Raw genomic sequence first — 16,608 nt, 5'->3', positions numbered from 1 at the left:
TGCTTTCAAATAAAGTACCCACGGGGGTATAATAAACAGCAAAAGAAACTGCGGAAATCCGCAGTTATGCAACGTCAAAGCCTTGATCTTCTATTGTATCGGAGATTTGTTTCGTACCGATCTGGCCGCTTTCAAATTCTACGTCTACTGTACCTGCTTCTAGATTTACCTGCACTGATTTGACACCATCTAATTTACCGACGTTGTCTTCAATCGTTTTTACGCAATGTCCACAAGACATGCCTGTTACGTTCAATGTTGTTTTTTCTGCCATGATCTTTTCCTCCTTATTTTCGCATCAATTTTGTAATCGTTACAAGAAGCTCGTCCAGCACCTCTACATCGCCTTCCGCGAGACGCTCTTTGACACAGCCTTTCAAATGGCCGTCAAGCAAGACTTTAGCAACGCTATTCAAAGCCGACTGAGTCGCTGATAGTTGGGTAATAATATCATCACAGTAAACATCCGTTTCAACCATCCCTTTAATACCGCGTATTTGTCCTTCAATACGATTGAGGCGATGGATTAAATTCGTCTTAACGCTTTGCGGATGGTGACTTTTTCTGCAAGACGTCACGGTCTCCATTTGCAGCTCAGTATTATCGTTTAACAAGTCTTTTGTCAAGATTACGCCTCCTTCTCTACTTTTATACTATTATACCCACAAGGGGTATGTCAAAGAATTAAAACGGTTTCGTAGAAAAAGCTAAAAATATTTATTTTGAAAAACAGTGAGAATGAAGTTTAAAATGGAGGGAAAAGCGGAAAACATGAAATGCAAGGACGATTTTAAAGAAAAATGTATAAAAGGTTTACAAAAACCCTACAATTGTAATATAAATGAAAGATTTAAAAGTGGACAATAGTGGTATAATCTGTATAGATGAATTTTTATAAGGTTTTATGTTCGAACTGAAACTTTTCAAAGAGTAGATACGTCAACAACATATAGAAAGGTCGAGGTGGAAAAGATGGCGAAAGATAAGGTTGATTTAAAAAAAATCATCACCAACTTGGCGAAGTTGGGTGTTTCGGCAACCGCAACGAAATCCCGTCTAGATATGCTGAAAGCCCTCGCGCCACCTGCAAATGACCCGCAAATACAGTCATAAGAAAAGCTCCCACGAGTTGACGTGGGAGCTTTTCTTATTTTCCGCTTTTATTGGCTAGCTGCAACGACCAGGTCCTCGGGTCATAAGTCGTCTCCGCTGTGTGGCAAAAGGCGCCACTTCGCCGATTCGTCTTATGCCTGTCGGACCTAAGCGGTCGTTTTCGCTTTTCTTGGCTAGCTGCAACGACCAGGCCTTCGGGTCATAAGTCAATCCGGTTGTGTGGCAAAGAGCGCCACCCAGCCGTTTTGTCTTATGCCTGTCGGACCTAAGCGGTCGTTTCCGCTTTTATTGGCTAGCTGCAACGACCAGGTCTTCGGGTCATAAGTCGCCTCCGCTGTGTGGCAAAGGGCGCCACTTCGCCGATTCGTCTTATGCCTGTCAGGCCTAGACGGTCGTTTTCGCTTTTCTTGGCTAGCTACAACGACCAGGTCCTCGGGTCATAAGTCAATCCGGTTGTGTGGCAAAGAGCGCCACCCAGCCGTTTTGTCTTATGCCTGTCGGACCTAAGCGGTCGTTTCCGCTTTTCTTGGCTAGCTACAACGACCAGGTCCTCGGGTCATAAGTCAATCCGGTTGTGTGGCAAAGAGCGCCACCCAGCCGTTTTGTCTTATGCCTGTCGGACCTAAACGGTCGTTTCCGCTTTTATTGGCTAGCTGCAACGACCAGGCCTTCGGGTCATAAGTCGTCTCGGCTGTGTGGCAAAGGGCGCCACTTCGCCGATTCGTCTTATGCCTGTCAGGCCTAGACGGTCGTTTCCGCTTTTATTGGCTAGCTGCAACGACCAGGTCTTCGGGTCATAAGTCGTCTCCGCTGTGTGGCAAAAGGCGCCACTTCGCCGATTCGTCTTATGCCTGTCAGTCCTAGACGGTCGTTTTCGCTTTTCAATCGTCTTCATCTTTGCTAAACATGTATGTCCTGTGGTGGAACTTCATGCTGAATATTAGGCCGATGGCGAGCATGTTGCCCATGAGGGAACTGCCGCCGTAGCTGATGAACGGCAAAGGTATGCCTGTGATCGGCAGCAATTGGATTGTCATACCGATGTTTTCGAATACGTGGAACGTAATCATGGCGATGATACCTGCACAAATGTATGTGCTGAACGGGTCTTTTAATTCAAGTGTAATTTTCGTCATATGATAGATGAGAAAGAAATAGAGGCAGATGACAAGGCTTGCGCCGACAAATCCCCAATCTTCACCGATTGTGCTAAAAATGAAATCGGTATGACTTTCAGGTACATATACTTCCCGACCTTGATAGCCTTTGCCAAATATTTCACCAGAACCAATGGCGTTCAGTGAAGTGATTAAGTTAAGGCCTTCGTTGGTGGAATATGAATACGGGTCAATCCATGAGTAAATCCGTTCAAAGTGATACGGTTTAAACCCGAACTTCGCAAGAAACTCCTGTGCGTACAATGCCATCCAAAGCAACAGAGCACCAATTGTCGCTGTACCGATAAAAATCGGTAGGATGATGCGCCAAGTAATGTCAGCTACAATAATCAGGGCAGCAGTAATGGCAATGAAAACAAGTCCTGTCCCTAAGTCGGGTTGCATCATAATGAAGGCTAGCGGTAACAATAGGACAGCGAGAATTTTACCTAGCAACAGGAAATCTGTCTGCAATGTCTTTTCAAGATATTTTTCATGGTGCTTTGTAATTGCACGGGCAAGTCCGATAATGAAAAACGTCTTCATAAATTCTGCAGGTTGGATGCTCCCGATTCCAAATGGTAGGTGGAACCAACTTTTTGCTCCGTTACGCGGCGCAACGAGTGCCATGCCGTCGGGTAGGATGAACAGCAAAAAGAGTAGAAAGATGCCGCCTCCATAAATAACCCAGGCTGCTTTTTTATATTGTTCAGGTTCTAAGTACATCGTTATAGCGATGATGATGGAACCGACTACATACCATTGAATTTGCGATGGGATGAAGTTGCGAGTGTATTGTCCGGTTGTCTGTGCGGAAGAAATCGCGATAATGCTAATAACACCGAACAGCAAGAGGATGAATGCGAGTACCCAGTCGAAGCGGTCCGCAGGTCTTTTAATTGAATTCATAAATTCACCTTATAGTCTGTCAGAATTGGTTGAAGCATGAAGTTCATTATAACCGAAATGTAGGAATGGGCCCTACGTTTTTTTTGTCCGTAAATTATTGCCAGCTTCGTGTGGCAGCAGCTCGGGTCGCTTCAGCATTGAAATAAAGGCAAAGAGCGCCTTTTTTTCAAAGCCTCCAGCGCCTGTCACTGCTAAGCGCCACACTTCGCTCCATGTTCAATCCAGCTTCGTGTGGCAGCAGCTCGGGTCGCTTCAGCTTTGTAAAAAAAGGCAAAGAGCGCCTTTTGTTTTCAAAGCCTCCAGCGCCTGTCGCTGCTAAACGCCACACTTCGCTCCATATACAATCCAGCTTCGTGTGGCAGCGGCTCGGGTCGCTTCAGCATTGAAATAAAGGCAAAAAATGCCTTTTTTTCAAAGCCTCCAGCGCCTGTCGCTGCTAAGCGCCACACTTCGCTCCATGTACAATCCAGCTTCGTGTGGCAGCAGCTCGGGTCACTTCAGCATTGAAATAAAGGCAAAAAGCGCCTTTTTTTCAATGCCTCCAGCGCCTGTCGCCGCTAAACGCCACACTCCGCTCCATGTTTAATCCAGCTTCGGGCGCCAGAGGTTCGGGGTCATAAGTCGAAGCTGCTATGCGGCAAAGAGCGCCGCTCCGCATCTTCGTCTTATGCCCGAGGTCGGCAGGATGCCGATCATGCAGTCGTTGCCGCAGGACGCGGCGGTTTTAGACTGCGAACTTCTTATAGGCAGGCGCCCTCCGCTCCATGTTCAATCCAGCTTCGTGTGGCAGCAGCTCGGGTCGCTTCAGCAATGAAATAAAGGCAAAGGGCGCCTTTTTTTCATTGCCTCCAGCGCCTGTCGCCGCTAAACGCCACACTCCGCTCCATGTTTAATCCAGCTTCGGGCGCCAGAGGTTCGGGGTCATAAGTCGAAGCTGCTATGCGGCAAAGAGCGCCGCTCCGCATCTTCGTCTTATGCCCGTCACCTCTAGGCAGGCGCCCTCCGCTCCATGTTATTCCTCGTCTGTTTCGAACATGTAGGTTCGGTGGTGGAATTTCATGCTGAAGATGAGGCCGATGGCGAGCATGTTGCTGAATAGCGAGCTGCCGCCGTAACTAATGAATGGCAATGGGATTCCGGTGATTGGTAACAGTTGGATGTTCATGCCGATGTTTTCGAAAACATGGAAAGCGATCATTGCGATGACGCCTGTGCATACATATACACTAAAAGGATCTTTCAGTCCGAGTGCAACCTTCGTCAAGTGATAGATGAGGATAAAGTACAACGAAATAACGACACAGGCACCGATGAACCCGTACTCCTCTCCGATGACGCTGAAGATGAAGTCCGTATGGTTTTCGGGGATATACACTTCGCGGCCATGGAATCCCTTCCCAGAGAGTTCGCCTGATCCAATGGCTGTCATGGCCTGAATGAGGTTATACCCTTCGTCGGACGGGTAAGAATAGGGATCGAGCCAAGAATATACCCGCCTGAATTGATAGCGGTCAAAGCCGAGAACGTTTTCCATGAAATCCTGTGCATACAAGGCCATCCATAACAGACTGACACCAAGCGTTGCGCCTGCAGAGAATAAAGGAATGATAATTTTCCACGAAATACCGGCAACGAGAATAATCGCAATCGTAATGGCAATGAACACCAACGAAGTACCAAGGTCAGGTTGTTGGATAATGAAAAACAGTGGAACAATAAGTGTGATACCTATTTTCCCAAGTAACCATAAATCAGATTTCATCGTGCTAATCAGATTTTTTTCTTGGTGTTTGCTGACCATGCGAGCCATTCCTAAAATGAAGAATGTTTTGATGAACTCGGAAGGCTGAATCCGCCCGATGACCGGAAGATTCAACCATCTTTTCGCACCTAAACGGATCTCAGCAATCTGATCTTTGCCGCCAGGTGCAAACATCAGGAATAAAAGCAAGAATACACCAATTCCATAGAGTGGCCAGGAAATTTTTTTATATTGTTCAGGATCCAAATACATTGTGAAGGCGACGATGATCATGCCAAGCCCGTACCATCTAATTTGAAGCAAGACGTAATTGGTCGGTCCGTATTGTTCTGCGGTTTGTGCGGAAGCGATGGCGAAGAAACTGACAATCGCTAGTAATCCTAATATGAAAGCAAGCGTCCAATCGAAACGGTCAGACGGCTTATTTTGGAGATTCAATGTTATTCACCTTTTCTCAAAAACTAGTAGTTCGAGTATAACCCAACTAGCGCAATATATCATATCCTTTAACAGACGTCGAACGGCAAAAGAGGTTGCAATCCGAAAGACGAAACTTGTCATGGAACGATTCATTTCGTGTTAAACTGGATGAATGAAAAATAAAGCGAGCGGGGGATTAAGATGAAAAGAAAACTAGGTCTAATCTACGGCGGCAAGTCCGCAGAGCATGAAGTATCACTGTCTACAGCAAGAGCGGTGTCACATGCGGTGGACTTTGATAAATACGAAGTAATCCCTGTTTATATAACGTACAGCGGTGAATGGAGAAAAGGGGACGCATTGCTGGCACCGGTAGAATCAATCGAGCAATTGCGACTTCAGCGTGACGAAGAAAAACCTGACAGTATTCACGACTTTCTTAATGGCAACGGAACACCGGATATTATTCTGCCATTACTGCACGGCACGAATGGAGAAGATGGCACGGTCCAGGGGTTGTTCGAAGTGATGAATATTCCGTACGCTGGAAACGGTGTCCTTGCTTCATCTGCAGGTATGGATAAAGTCGTTATGAAACAACTATTCGCCCATGTCGGTTTGAAACAAGTACCGTACGTTCATTTCATTCGCAATCAATGGAAGAAAGATCGGCAGTACTGGATCGATAAAATGGAACACGAACTCAATTTCCCGATGTTCGTCAAACCGGCTAATCTCGGTTCAAGTGTTGGTATTAGCAAAGCGGTGGATCATGAATCCCTTATGAAAGCTGTCGACTTTGCACTGAAATTTGACCGTAAGATTATTGTCGAGCAGGGTATTACAGCGCGTGAAGTGGAAGTAAGTGTCCTCGGCAATGACGATCCGGTGTGTTCTGTTCTCGGAGAGATTAAACCTGTGGCAACATTTTACGATTATGAAGCAAAATATCAGGATGGCAGTACAGAATTGCTGATTCCTGCACCCGTGACGGATGAAGTGGAAACAACATTGAAAGATATGGCAATCCGTGCGTTTAAAGTGTTGGATTGTGCTGGTCTCGTCCGTGCTGACTTTTTCGTAACGGCTAATGACGAAGTACTCATCAATGAAGTGAACACGATGCCAGGTTTCACACCGACTAGCATGTTCCCGCTATTATGGCAGAATACAGGCAAGTCCTATCCAGAATTAATTAATGATCTAATCGAATTGGCACTTGAACGGTATGAAGAAAAAAAGAAAATACAATATACGATGGATTGAGTGTGATAGACAATGAAAAGAAAACTGACTGAATTGGCAATGTGGTTGCAAGCTGATGGGCAGCATATGGATCATGTCATCGTGACGGGTGCTTCCATTGATTCGCGGACGATAGCGAAAGGCGATCTGTTCATTCCGTTCCGTGGTGAACAGGTGAATGGCCATAAATACGTGGAGCAAGCGGTTCGTCAAGGTGCAGCGGCTTCATTGTGGATGAAAGACGAACCGGGAGCTCCTGAAGGCATTCCGCTTATTTTTGTCGAGGATTCTGAACACGCGTTGCAACAACTTGCGCGCGTCTATCGCGAAGAACTATCGTGCAAGTTTATCGGCATTACGGGCTCTAACGGCAAGACCTCGACGAAAGACCTTATTGCCGGTGTATTGACTCCGTATTTCAACGTGCAAAAGACGGAAGGGAATTTCAACAATGAACTTGGCATGCCATTGACGATCCTTTCATTAAAGGAAGACTGCGAAATCGCTGTCTTGGAAATGGGCATGAGCGGTTACGGAGAAATCTCTTTTCTATCTGAACTGGCAAAACCTGATTTTGCAGTCATTACGAATATCGGTGAAGCGCATATGCAGGATCTAGGTTCGCGCGAAGGAATCGCCAAAGCGAAATTCGAAATTATTGACGGTTTACAACCAACAGGCAAGTTCTTCTTTGATGGTGATGAGCCATTGCTTCGCAGTTTAGTGAAAGAACATCCGGAACTTCATGCCGTATCTTTTGGTTATGGTGATAAAAACGATTTATCACTTCTATCGACTGTTTCAGGGGACGAAGGAAGTGAATTCCACGTTTCAGGCATTGTAAACGGCGAATTCACAATTCCAGTCTATGGTGCGCACCAAGTGAAAAATGCACTTGCTGCAATTTTAATCGCCCATGAGCTCGGTTTAGATGAAACACGTATAGTTGAAGCACTTAAACAGTCCGAACTAACAGATATGCGGATGCAGCCCGTTGTTGCTGCAAATGGCGCATTGTTCATCAATGATGCTTATAACGCTGCACCGACATCGATGCATGCTGCTTTATCGTTTTTGAAAGAGTCCGCACTGCGCAAGGAAAAGTGGGTTGTCCTGGGCGATATGCTGGAACTTGGTGACCATGAGCGAAACTACCATGAATCCATCGCTGCTCAACTAAGCACAATACAAGTAGAGGGAATCCTCTTATATGGACCGCGGATGAAATGGCTGCGTGATGAGCTAGTAAAGAGTGGGAACGATACGAAAATTGTCTGGTCGGAAGATACGTATGTGCCATTGATTGACACATTGAAGACCTCTATTGGAAAGGATTCGATTATATTGTTGAAAGGTTCCAGGGGCATGGCGCTTGAAAATGTCATGCACGCTGTATTGGACGCATGAAAACCGGTGTGCTGTTCATCCATGGATTTACTGGGGGACCATTTGAAGTCCGTCCGTTCATGACCTATATTCAGGAACAGACGGACTGGGTTGTCTCCGTGCCGGTACTGCCTGGACATGAATTTCCGCTTGATTTGAAAGCTACTTCGGCAGAGTCATGGCTGATGGAAGCGGAGCTCGCCTTGAAACGACTGCGAAAAGAAGTCGATCGGGTTTTACTTGTCGGTTTTTCGATGGGCGGTTTGATCGCCCTCTATTTAACACTGCGTTATCCCATTGAAAAAATTGTGTTGCTCAGTGCCGCTGCAAAGTATATTAGTCCGCGTTTTCTTCTTGAAGATGCTGTAATCATGTTGACGGAATCTGTAACGAAGACCTATCCACCGAACACATTTTATCATTTATATGACTACAAACTACGCCATACACCGTTTCATGCGACAAGGGAATTTTTGCGTCTTGTCAAGATTGTGGAACCCTATTATGGTAAAATTACGGTTCCTGTATGCGTCGTTCAAGGGAAGAAAGATGGCATCGTCCCGTTTGCCACAGCAGAGTATTTATTGAAATCACTCGGTTCAAAGAAGAAGCAACTGATTATATCAGAAGAAGGAAAGCATCATATATGCTATAGCGATGACTGTCAGGAGTGGTTTGGCAAAGTATATGAGTTCATGCGCGAAGACTAGCGCAGGATTCTGATTACACTTTTAATGCCGAATTATTTGCGGTTGTCGCTTAGGCATGATAAACTACTATGAGTATTGGATACATTTACGCGAGACTCTTCCATTGGCGAAGAGTGCTTTTTTTTGAATAAAACGGTTTGAAGCCCATGGAACAGCAATCCATCGCGGTGATAGACCGATCGGCAGAGACCGGCTTCCTTTTCAACTATAGCCTCTGAAATTCAATGAAGTTCAACAATGGACTTCTGTCCACTCCAGAGTATACAAAAATAACGGAAACGTTCCCATAGAAGTTAAAAGCTCGAATTTGCCGTGCTTTCATTTGCAAATGTAACCAATTGCTAAATGAAGAAACCAAAGGAGATTGAGAAGTTTGACAAAATTTTCAGAACTTAATATTAGTGAATCCACACAGAATGCACTATCACGCATGGGGTTCGAAGAAGCAACACCAATCCAGGAGAGCACAATTACATTCGGTATGGAAGGCAAGGATGTAATCGGCCAGGCACAAACAGGTACAGGTAAAACTGCAGCGTTCGGTATCCCTCTAATCGAGAAGATCGATATGAATGACACAAACGTACAGGCACTTGTCATCGCGCCAACACGTGAATTGGCAATCCAAGTATCCGAAGAAATCTACAAAATCGGTTACGGAAGACGCGCACGTGTATTGACTGTTTATGGCGGCCAGGAAATTGGACGGCAAATTCGTGCTTTACGCAACAACCCACAAATCGTAGTCGGAACACCTGGACGTATTCTTGACCATATCAACCGTAAGACGTTGAAGTTGAATAACGTACAGACACTTGTTCTTGACGAAGCGGATGAAATGTTGAACATGGGCTTCATCGAAGACATCAATACAATTTTGGCAGCAGTTCCTGCAGAACGTCAAACACTATTGTTCTCTGCGACAATGCCTCCAGCAATTCGTAAAATCGCTGAAACATTCATGAAGAACCCTGAAATCGTGAAGATCAAATCGAAGGAAATGACTGTCGAAAACATCGATCAGTACTACGTAAAGTCACAGGAAAGAGAAAAATTCGATATTCTTTCACGTTTATTGAATGTTCACCAACCTGAACTTGCGATTATCTTCGGACGTACAAAACGTCGGGTTGACGAACTATCTCACGCACTTAACATTCGTGGTTACCTTGCTGAAGGAATTCACGGTGACTTGACACAAGCGAAGCGTATGTCAGTTCTTCGCCAGTTTAAAGAAAACAAAATTGATATCCTCGTAGCGACTGATGTTGCGGCACGTGGACTTGATATCTCTGGTGTAACACATGTCTACAACTTTGATATTCCACAAGATCCTGAAAGCTATGTACACCGTATCGGACGTACAGGCCGTGCTGGTAAAAGTGGTATGGCAATCACATTCGTCACTCCACGTGAAATGGGTTACTTGCGTACTGTTGAAGAAACAACTAAAAAGCGTATGAATCCACTTCAGCCACCAACAGAAGACGAAGCGCTGATCGGTCAGCAACGTGTAGCGATGGAACAATTGAAAGAAATCGTAACGAAAAACGAATTGAACGATTATATGCCATTAGCGGCAGAACTTCTTCAGGGTATGGATGCTCAGGAGATTGTTGCAGCGGCAATTAGATCGTTGACGAACGAACCTGATGATACACCAATTAAAATTACGGAAGAGCGTCCTTTGCCAAACCGTAAATCATCATCATCTTCACGCGGCGGCGGTGGCTATAAAGGCAATCGTAGCGGTGGCGGTCGTTCATCCGGCGGTAGCCGTGGTGGATATGGCGGCGGAAGCGGCGGTTCACGTCGAAGCAGCGGTCCTCGTGAAGGCGGAACTCGTAGAGATCGTCCAAGAGGCAGAACAGAAAAATAATAATTCCGACACCGAAAAGATGAGTCATCATCTTTTCGGTGTTTTTTTAACTTGATTTAGCAGAAGTCCTCTTTTCAATAAGTAGAAGGATGAATGCTGGGATATCCTTTCAATCAGAGGGAGTTCAAACTCCCAACGCAATTATGCCGTTGCGCAAATGATTTGTGGAACATTTTTCGTCGTCATACGTATACAATAGGAAGATAGAAAGTGGGGTGTTGAAATGAGAGCTCAACCAGCAAATAGAATATCCAGAAAAGGATTGAAAGTCTGGCGCCTATATGGGGTCATCCAAACAGTCATACTTGCACTGCTGGCAATTGGTGTCGGTGTACTCGTATACATATTTAAATGGCCTTGGTGGATTTATGTAATTGAAATTGCTATCTTGCTCTTATTCGCCTATTTCATCATCGCCTTATTTCCGAAAGTCAGATGGATGCGGTGGAGGTATGAAGTGAGGGAGTCTGAAATCGAGTTGCAACATGGGCTTTTCATCGTCAAGCGGACGTTGATCCCGATGGTGCGTGTGCAACATGTCGATACATCCCAAGGGCCGATACTGAGAAAGTACGGATTAGCAGAGATTTCGATCTCGACCGCGGCGACTGTTCATACAATTCCTGCCTTAGTCATGGGAGAGGCAGATGAAATGCGCGCTAGGATTTCCGTGCTTGCAAGGGTGGCGGAAGACGATGTTTGAACAGCAACGGTATAAACTGCACTGGATCACAGCGATTCTTGAAATGTTGAAGACGTTGAAAGAGGCCATTTTGCCGCTTGTCGTGCTTGTATTTGCGAACGGATGGCGTGGAAGTGGAAGCGCCCCTTGGTATGTCGAATATTGGACGTTCATTGTATTTGGTGTGTTAATTGTCGCGCTGCTGATTAGCGGCATTATCAAATGGTTACGTTTTGTCTATTGGTTTGAAGATGACGAACTGCGCATTGAGTCCGGATTGTTTATTAAAAAGAAACGTTATATCCCTTTTGACAGAATTCAGAGTTTGGATTATACGGAAGGGATATTCCACCGGCCTTTTGGGCTTGTGAAAGTGAAGGTCGAAACGGCGGGTAGTTCCTCAGCGAAGCAGGCAGAGGGCGAGTTGACCGCAATTTCGAAAGAAGCGGCGAGAAGAGTCGAGACGGAATTGGCTGAAGCGAAAAAACGTAAAAGGAATAGTACGGTTGTCCATGAAAATGAAATTCCTGTTGAAGGAATCGTTCCTGAAGAAGCGGTCGAAGAAAAGGCTGCGTCGAGGGAAGTTTTCTCGATGACAAATAGAGATTTACTAATCCTTGCGACGACTTCGGGTGGAATCGGTGTCATCCTGTCTGGTGTGGCAATCTTCGCTTCGCAGTTTGGAGAGCTTATTCCGTATGAATGGATGTACGAAGAAATTTCTGCGTTTATTAAATTTGGTGTGCTCATCGTGGCGATTGCGGTATTTCTTGGACTGCTTGGAGTATGGCTGTTGTCAGTGGCGATGACATTCCTATCCCATTTCAATTTCACCGTCTTATTGGATGAAGAAGACATTGTCATTACGAGAGGTTTGCTTGAGAAAAAACGGGCAACTGTGCCACTTAAACGTATTCAAAGTGTCGTTGTCGTTGAAAATCCGATCAGGAAACTCTTCGGCTATGCAGCGGTAACGATTCATAGCGCGGGTGGCGGCGTATCGGACGGCTCCAAGATCAATCTATTTCCGCTTGTTAAGCGCAAGTTTGTTGCTGAGCATTTGCAGGAAGTTTTTCCCGATTTGTATGTCGGGGAGCCTGTAAATAAGCTGACATCAAGGGGGAAGTCATTTTACTATAGGATTGACTTTTTCTGGATGGTGCCTGTTATCGGAGCATTAACTTATTTCTTTTTCCCATATGGTTTGTTTGCATTGGCGATCATCCCTGCGATCATTGCGCTTGGCATTTGGCAGCATCGTTCTGCAGCCTATGAAATTAAAGGCAATCAGCTGACGATGCGCTTCAGGGGAATCAGTTTGCAGACGGCTTATATGATGCGAAAAAGAATCCAATCGATGGAGATGAAACAGAGTTATTTTCATAAACGAAAAGGTGTGGCGACAGTCACTGCAAGTGTGAAGTCCGGTATGGGAACGTACCATGCGACAGTTCAGCATATGGAAGTGGAAGCAACAGAAGAAATTATGGAGTGGTATGAAAAAGATAGAAAAGCTGTCGTGGATCCGGCGACAGAATGAAAAAGGTGGGGTGGAAATTTATCCACTCCACCTTCTGCTTACCGTTTTCGCCAGCTGACGACCCGTTTCGGATGGAAGTAACTAAGTCCGATGATGAAGCCGACGATTAGACCTGATATATGGCCAATAATATTAACGCCTGGTTGCAGGAAAGTCATAATCACACTGAGGATGATGATTGGCAACATGATTTGGCGAAGCTGTGGCAATGCCTTTTTTGTGTAGTAGATGAGTGCGCCGAACGCGCCAAAGATCCCGAAAATCGCTCCACTTGCGCCCGCATGTGCTGTCTCTATACCGCCGAAAAAATACGTTGCGATATTCGCGAAGATACCAGAAAGCATGTAAATCGTAATGAATCTTGCTTTGCCTGTAATCTTTTCAAGCTCGGGTCCAAAGATGAACAATGAAAACATGTTAAATAGAAGATGCATCACTCCGATATGTAAGAACATCGGTGTCAATAGGCGCCACCATTCACCTTCTGCTACGAGTGCATTGATGCCGAACCCCTGATAATAGAGCTCTTTGCTCCAACTGAACGGCATTCCCGTAAGTGCATAGATGAAAATATTAATGACGATGAGGGCGGTTACAAAAGGATAAGCCCGGATGTATTGAGAAAAACTTTCTGTACGGATAAACAAATTTTTCACCTGACCTTTGGATTCATTATACAACGTTTTCGTTTGGATAAGAAGAGAAAGTAACCTGTTCAAGGAGATGAAGAGATGATACGAGGAATTGGATTGGATATCGTGGAGTTGGATCGAATAGCCCGTCTGGACGCGAAATCGGACAAGTTCCGAAAACGCATATTATCTGAAACGGAATTGCTGCACTACGAAAAGCTTACTCCCCAGCGTCAGACGGAATTTCTGGCGGGGCGGTTCGCGGGTAAAGAGGCATTTTCGAAAGCGAGAGGCACAGGTATCGGGAAAGGGTGCAGGTTTGAACAGATTGAAATATTGCCCGATTCTTTTGGGAAGCCGCTACTATACTTTCGTAATCGGGAAGTGTTCGGGTTCATATCCATTACCCACACGAAAACGGTTGCCGCCGCACAAGTTATTCTGATGAAATAAAAATTTAGATGTAAACAAGCTCGCATAATTGACGAATCCCTCTCATAAGATGACCTACCCGATTGAAATGAGAAAGGATGAACTGTATGCGCAGCCGAATTTTTGTTTTAATGCTAGTTGCAGTCATGGCACTTCTTGCAGCTTGTGGATCACCATCGAAAGAGGACGTCATGAAAAAGCTCAGTGGTAAATGGAACGAGGCGAAAGGGTACGAGTTGCAGGCCACGATGGAAATCAAGACAGGAACGGAACCGCGGATGTATGATGTAACCGTCTGGCATACGAAACCTGAATTCTACAAAGTCAATGTCACGCAAGGCGGTACCGAAGATTCCCAGATGATTGTGCGCAATGACGAAGGGGTTTTCGTGATAACGCCATCTTTAGGGAAGACGTATAAGTTTCAAAGTGACTGGCCGACACAAAACAGTATGCCGTATTTGATCGGCACATTGTCTGAAGACATCAAGGCGGACAAAAATGCAACGATGGTCGAGAAGGATAAGACGTATGTTTTTGAAACGGCTTCCCGGAATAACCATAAGAAAGTACTTCCGAAACAACAAATCCATATCGACAAGAAAACATTGCTGCCGAAATATGTCTCTGTTATGGATGAGAATAATGAAGAGAAAATTCGTGTGACATTCAATAAGATCACGATGGGTGTTGAACATAAAGCATCAGACTATGATGTGAAAATGGAAGATATCCAAAAAGACAAGAAACCGCAATCCAACGAAGGTACGGATGAAACGGGCATGATGAAATTCTATCCGAATCTGAAGTGGGACGGTACGGTTATCGATGAGGGTTCTGTAGAGACTGAAAAAGGAACGAGATCGTTCATGACATATGGTGGGGGAGACAAGGAATTTGTCGTTGTTCAAGAACCTGCAGATGAAGCGAATGAGCTTATCCCGGTCTCTCTCGAAGGTGATCCTGTAGATCTAGGCTTTACTGTGGCGGCATTGACGTCCAACTCAATACGTTGGGAACAGGACGGCATCGCGTTCTTCGTTGCATCTTCGACGTTAACACCTGACGAACTGATCGAAGTTGCTTCGTCTATGGTTGCTGAAGATAGTAAATGACAATTGTTGACGTAGGATGGTCTTACGATTGATAATATAAGTAACCTAAAAACAATCGAGGGATCAGTATGGAAACGAATACGGAATACCGGCCGACGAAAGTGGTCGTTGACCTAAACGCAATACGAGAAAATGTTAAGAACTTGAAAGACTATCTACCTCGCGATACAGCGGTCATCGCAGTCGTCAAAGCAGACGGCTATGGCCACGGGGAGGTCGAGACAGCGAGGGCTGCTTTTCAAGTGGGCGCATCGATGGTGTCTGTAGCGACCCCTGATGAAGCATTAAGGTTAAGGGAAGGGGGTATCACCGGCGATATACTGGTGATGGGCCCTTCGCCTGCCGCGTTTGCGCGCATTGCGTCTAAACTGGGTATACATGTCACGGCAACTGGTGCAGAATGGCTCCGTCAAGCGACTCTGGTAGTTGACGAAACCGGACAATCACTTAAAGTACATGTTAAAATTGATACAGGTATGGGTAGAATAGGCGTAAGGAGCGCGGAAGCAATTCGTGAAATCGTTGAAGTTTTTAATACAACGGATGTGATCGAATTAATTGGCGCCTTTACACATTTTGCTTGTGCGGATGAAGATGACCCGATAACGACGAAACGTCAATTCGATACATTCACGAAACTTGTCGAAAGTTTCCCGGTCAGACCATCAATTGTACATGCAGCAAATAGTGCAGCAACGTTTCTCTATCCCGACTATGCGCTTGATGCTGTGCGGTTCGGTATTAGTCTATACGGCATCGCCCCTTCTGCGCATGTCGAAAGCCGATTGCCATTTAAGCTGCACAGAGCACTGCGGCTTGAAACGGAAATTGCGTACGTCAAACACCTTGAAAAAGGCAATAAGATTAGTTACGGCGGTACGTATGAAACGGCTGAGGATGAATGGATTGGTACGCTTCCAATTGGCTATGCAGATGGCCTGAAGCGCGGCTTGCGTGGTCAGGAAGTACTGATTGCCGGTGAGCGGATGCCGATTGTCGGGACGATTTGCATGGACCAATGCATGGTCAAGCTGCCGCGTCCCATGACTGTTGGCGAGAAAGTGATAGTACTTGGGCGTCAAGGAGATGAAGAGGTGACGATGGAAGAATGGGCGGATCGAATCGGCACAATCCCCTATGAAATTGCAGTCACTCTTTCGAAGCGTGTGCCGAGAGTATATGAAAACACCAATGGTTAATCTTCACAATTCGACAAAGACCACGCTATTTGAAGATTCTTGTCAATAAAAACCCTACTATGTCTTCTCATTGTCGAACTTCAATGGTAAGATAGAGTAGAATAGAATCGATCGAGGGAACGGGGTCTGTCGGAGGTGCTAGAATTGCGGGAGAAAAACGTCAGAAAAGTCATGAATAGAATACCGAAAGACATTGTGAATGAAATTGAACATACGGCCGTCCATCAGGAGCCGGAGCGCGGAGAATTCGTTTATGTTTCAACAAAGCGGTATATGACTGATCATGAAGCGGATAATATCCGGGAAGCCATGATGGTCGGCTACGTTGAAATGTCGCAAATCAACTTAAGAATTGCAAAGGAATGTTTGCATGCGGAGCTCGAAGCCCAGCATACGATGGAACGTCTCGTAAGCGGAGGATGAAAAG

General features: G+C 45.5%; 16 protein-coding genes. 11 read left to right on the top strand and 5 right to left on the bottom strand.

Translation table 11 applies throughout. From position 1 onward, the window contains the following. Positions 1 to 64: 64 nt before the first annotated feature. On the bottom strand, positions 65 to 274 hold the full coding sequence (copZ, locus tag QWT69_RS14750; protein ID WP_317966888.1) for a copper chaperone CopZ: 210 nt from the start codon (positions 272 to 274) through the stop codon (positions 65 to 67). 13 nt (positions 275 to 287) lie between these two features. Further along, entirely contained in the window at positions 288 to 587 is a 300-nt protein-coding gene (locus tag QWT69_RS14745; RefSeq protein WP_317971117.1) for a metal-sensitive transcriptional regulator, read from the bottom strand. Positions 588 to 972: 385 nt separating this feature from the next. Between QWT69_RS14745 and QWT69_RS14740 the strand changes: the two genes are divergently transcribed. Then, positions 973 to 1,113: an Lmo0850 family protein gene (locus QWT69_RS14740; protein WP_317966886.1), complete on the top strand. Its 141-nt coding sequence runs from the start codon at positions 973 to 975 to the stop codon at positions 1,111 to 1,113. Between the two features lie 881 nt (positions 1,114 to 1,994). On the opposite strand, the gene QWT69_RS14735 is transcribed toward QWT69_RS14740, so the two are convergent. Together QWT69_RS14735 and QWT69_RS14730 are read right to left on the bottom strand one after the other, a co-directional pair. Then, on the bottom strand, positions 1,995 to 3,179 hold the full coding sequence (locus tag QWT69_RS14735; protein ID WP_317966884.1) for an FtsW/RodA/SpoVE family cell cycle protein: 1,185 nt from the start codon (positions 3,177 to 3,179) through the stop codon (positions 1,995 to 1,997). A gap of 1,012 nt (positions 3,180 to 4,191) precedes the next feature. After that, positions 4,192 to 5,379, bottom strand: coding sequence for an FtsW/RodA/SpoVE family cell cycle protein (locus QWT69_RS14730; protein ID WP_317966882.1), 1,188 nt, complete (start codon positions 5,377 to 5,379; stop codon positions 4,192 to 4,194). Positions 5,380 to 5,562: 183 nt separating this feature from the next. Here QWT69_RS14730 and QWT69_RS14725 point away from each other — a divergent pair, with 183 nt between their 5' ends. The 6 genes from QWT69_RS14725 (at position 5,563) to QWT69_RS14700 (ending at position 12,803) form a co-directional block, all read left to right on the top strand. Beyond that, positions 5,563 to 6,627: a D-alanine--D-alanine ligase gene (locus QWT69_RS14725; RefSeq protein WP_317966880.1), complete on the top strand. Its 1,065-nt coding sequence runs from the start codon at positions 5,563 to 5,565 to the stop codon at positions 6,625 to 6,627. 12 nt (positions 6,628 to 6,639) lie between these two features. Next, the gene (locus QWT69_RS14720; RefSeq protein ID WP_317966878.1) at positions 6,640 to 8,013 is read left to right on the top strand and encodes a UDP-N-acetylmuramoyl-tripeptide--D-alanyl-D-alanine ligase; all 1,374 of its coding nucleotides are present in this window, start codon (positions 6,640 to 6,642) and stop codon (positions 8,011 to 8,013) included. Then, a complete protein-coding gene (locus QWT69_RS14715; RefSeq protein WP_317966877.1) occupies positions 8,010 to 8,702 on the top strand; it encodes an alpha/beta hydrolase in 693 nt (230 codons plus the stop codon). The genes QWT69_RS14720 and QWT69_RS14715 overlap by 4 nt, the downstream gene beginning before the upstream one ends. A 373-nt stretch (positions 8,703 to 9,075) precedes the next feature. Beyond that, positions 9,076 to 10,581 carry a degradosome RNA helicase CshA gene (gene cshA, locus QWT69_RS14710; RefSeq protein WP_317966875.1) on the top strand — a complete coding sequence of 502 codons (1,506 nt, stop codon included), beginning with the start codon at positions 9,076 to 9,078 and terminating at the stop codon, positions 10,579 to 10,581. Between the two features lie 223 nt (positions 10,582 to 10,804). Then, on the top strand, positions 10,805 to 11,284 hold the full coding sequence (locus QWT69_RS14705) for a PH domain-containing protein (RefSeq protein ID WP_317966873.1): 480 nt from the start codon (positions 10,805 to 10,807) through the stop codon (positions 11,282 to 11,284). Further along, positions 11,277 to 12,803: a PH domain-containing protein gene (locus tag QWT69_RS14700; RefSeq protein WP_317966871.1), complete on the top strand. Its 1,527-nt coding sequence runs from the start codon at positions 11,277 to 11,279 to the stop codon at positions 12,801 to 12,803. Before QWT69_RS14705 ends, QWT69_RS14700 begins: the two co-directional genes overlap by 8 nt. A gap of 38 nt (positions 12,804 to 12,841) precedes the next feature. On the opposite strand, the gene QWT69_RS14695 is transcribed toward QWT69_RS14700, so the two are convergent. Then, entirely contained in the window at positions 12,842 to 13,450 is a 609-nt protein-coding gene (locus QWT69_RS14695) for a rhomboid family intramembrane serine protease (protein WP_317966869.1), read from the bottom strand. Between the two features lie 84 nt (positions 13,451 to 13,534). Here QWT69_RS14695 and acpS point away from each other — a divergent pair, with 84 nt between their 5' ends. The 4 genes from acpS to QWT69_RS14675 all read left to right on the top strand — a co-directional run bounded on the left by acpS (position 13,535) and on the right by QWT69_RS14675 (position 16,604). Beyond that, entirely contained in the window at positions 13,535 to 13,888 is a 354-nt protein-coding gene (gene acpS / locus QWT69_RS14690) for a holo-ACP synthase (RefSeq protein ID WP_317966867.1), read from the top strand. 86 nt (positions 13,889 to 13,974) lie between these two features. Further along, positions 13,975 to 14,982 carry a LolA family protein gene (locus QWT69_RS14685; protein ID WP_317966865.1) on the top strand — a complete coding sequence of 336 codons (1,008 nt, stop codon included), beginning with the start codon at positions 13,975 to 13,977 and terminating at the stop codon, positions 14,980 to 14,982. A gap of 68 nt (positions 14,983 to 15,050) precedes the next feature. Further along, on the top strand, positions 15,051 to 16,181 hold the full coding sequence (alr, locus tag QWT69_RS14680) for an alanine racemase (protein ID WP_317966863.1): 1,131 nt from the start codon (positions 15,051 to 15,053) through the stop codon (positions 16,179 to 16,181). Positions 16,182 to 16,316: 135 nt separating this feature from the next. Then, the gene (locus QWT69_RS14675) at positions 16,317 to 16,604 is read left to right on the top strand and encodes a transcriptional regulator (protein WP_317966861.1); all 288 of its coding nucleotides are present in this window, start codon (positions 16,317 to 16,319) and stop codon (positions 16,602 to 16,604) included. Positions 16,605 to 16,608: the final 4 nt, after the last annotated feature.

This window comes from Sporosarcina oncorhynchi, assembly GCF_033304615.1.
GTDB classification, from domain to species: Bacteria; Bacillota; Bacilli; order Bacillales_A; family Planococcaceae; genus Sporosarcina; species Sporosarcina oncorhynchi.
This window is presented reverse-complemented; position numbering and strand designations above follow the sequence as displayed.

Excerpts from the sequence above, each read along its gene's own strand:
- copZ (WP_317966888.1), bottom strand. The coding sequence starts at position 274 with ATGGCAGAAAAAACAACATTGAACGTAACAGGCATGTCTTGTGGACAT.
- QWT69_RS14720 (WP_317966878.1), top strand. The coding sequence starts at position 6,640 with ATGAAAAGAAAACTGACTGAATTGGCAATGTGGTTGCAAGCTGATGGG.
- QWT69_RS14700 (WP_317966871.1), top strand. The coding sequence starts at position 11,277 with ATGTTTGAACAGCAACGGTATAAACTGCACTGGATCACAGCGATTCTT.
- QWT69_RS14715 (WP_317966877.1), top strand. The coding sequence starts at position 8,010 with ATGAAAACCGGTGTGCTGTTCATCCATGGATTTACTGGGGGACCATTT.
- acpS (WP_317966867.1), top strand. The coding sequence starts at position 13,535 with ATGATACGAGGAATTGGATTGGATATCGTGGAGTTGGATCGAATAGCC.
- QWT69_RS14735 (WP_317966884.1), bottom strand. The coding sequence starts at position 3,179 with ATGAATTCAATTAAAAGACCTGCGGACCGCTTCGACTGGGTACTCGCA.
- QWT69_RS14740 (WP_317966886.1), top strand. The coding sequence starts at position 973 with ATGGCGAAAGATAAGGTTGATTTAAAAAAAATCATCACCAACTTGGCG.
- QWT69_RS14745 (WP_317971117.1), bottom strand. The coding sequence starts at position 587 with ATGGAGACCGTGACGTCTTGCAGAAAAAGTCACCATCCGCAAAGCGTT.
- QWT69_RS14705 (WP_317966873.1), top strand. The coding sequence starts at position 10,805 with ATGAGAGCTCAACCAGCAAATAGAATATCCAGAAAAGGATTGAAAGTC.
- QWT69_RS14725 (WP_317966880.1), top strand. The coding sequence starts at position 5,563 with ATGAAAAGAAAACTAGGTCTAATCTACGGCGGCAAGTCCGCAGAGCAT.
- QWT69_RS14685 (WP_317966865.1), top strand. The coding sequence starts at position 13,975 with ATGCGCAGCCGAATTTTTGTTTTAATGCTAGTTGCAGTCATGGCACTT.
- alr (WP_317966863.1), top strand. The coding sequence starts at position 15,051 with ATGGAAACGAATACGGAATACCGGCCGACGAAAGTGGTCGTTGACCTA.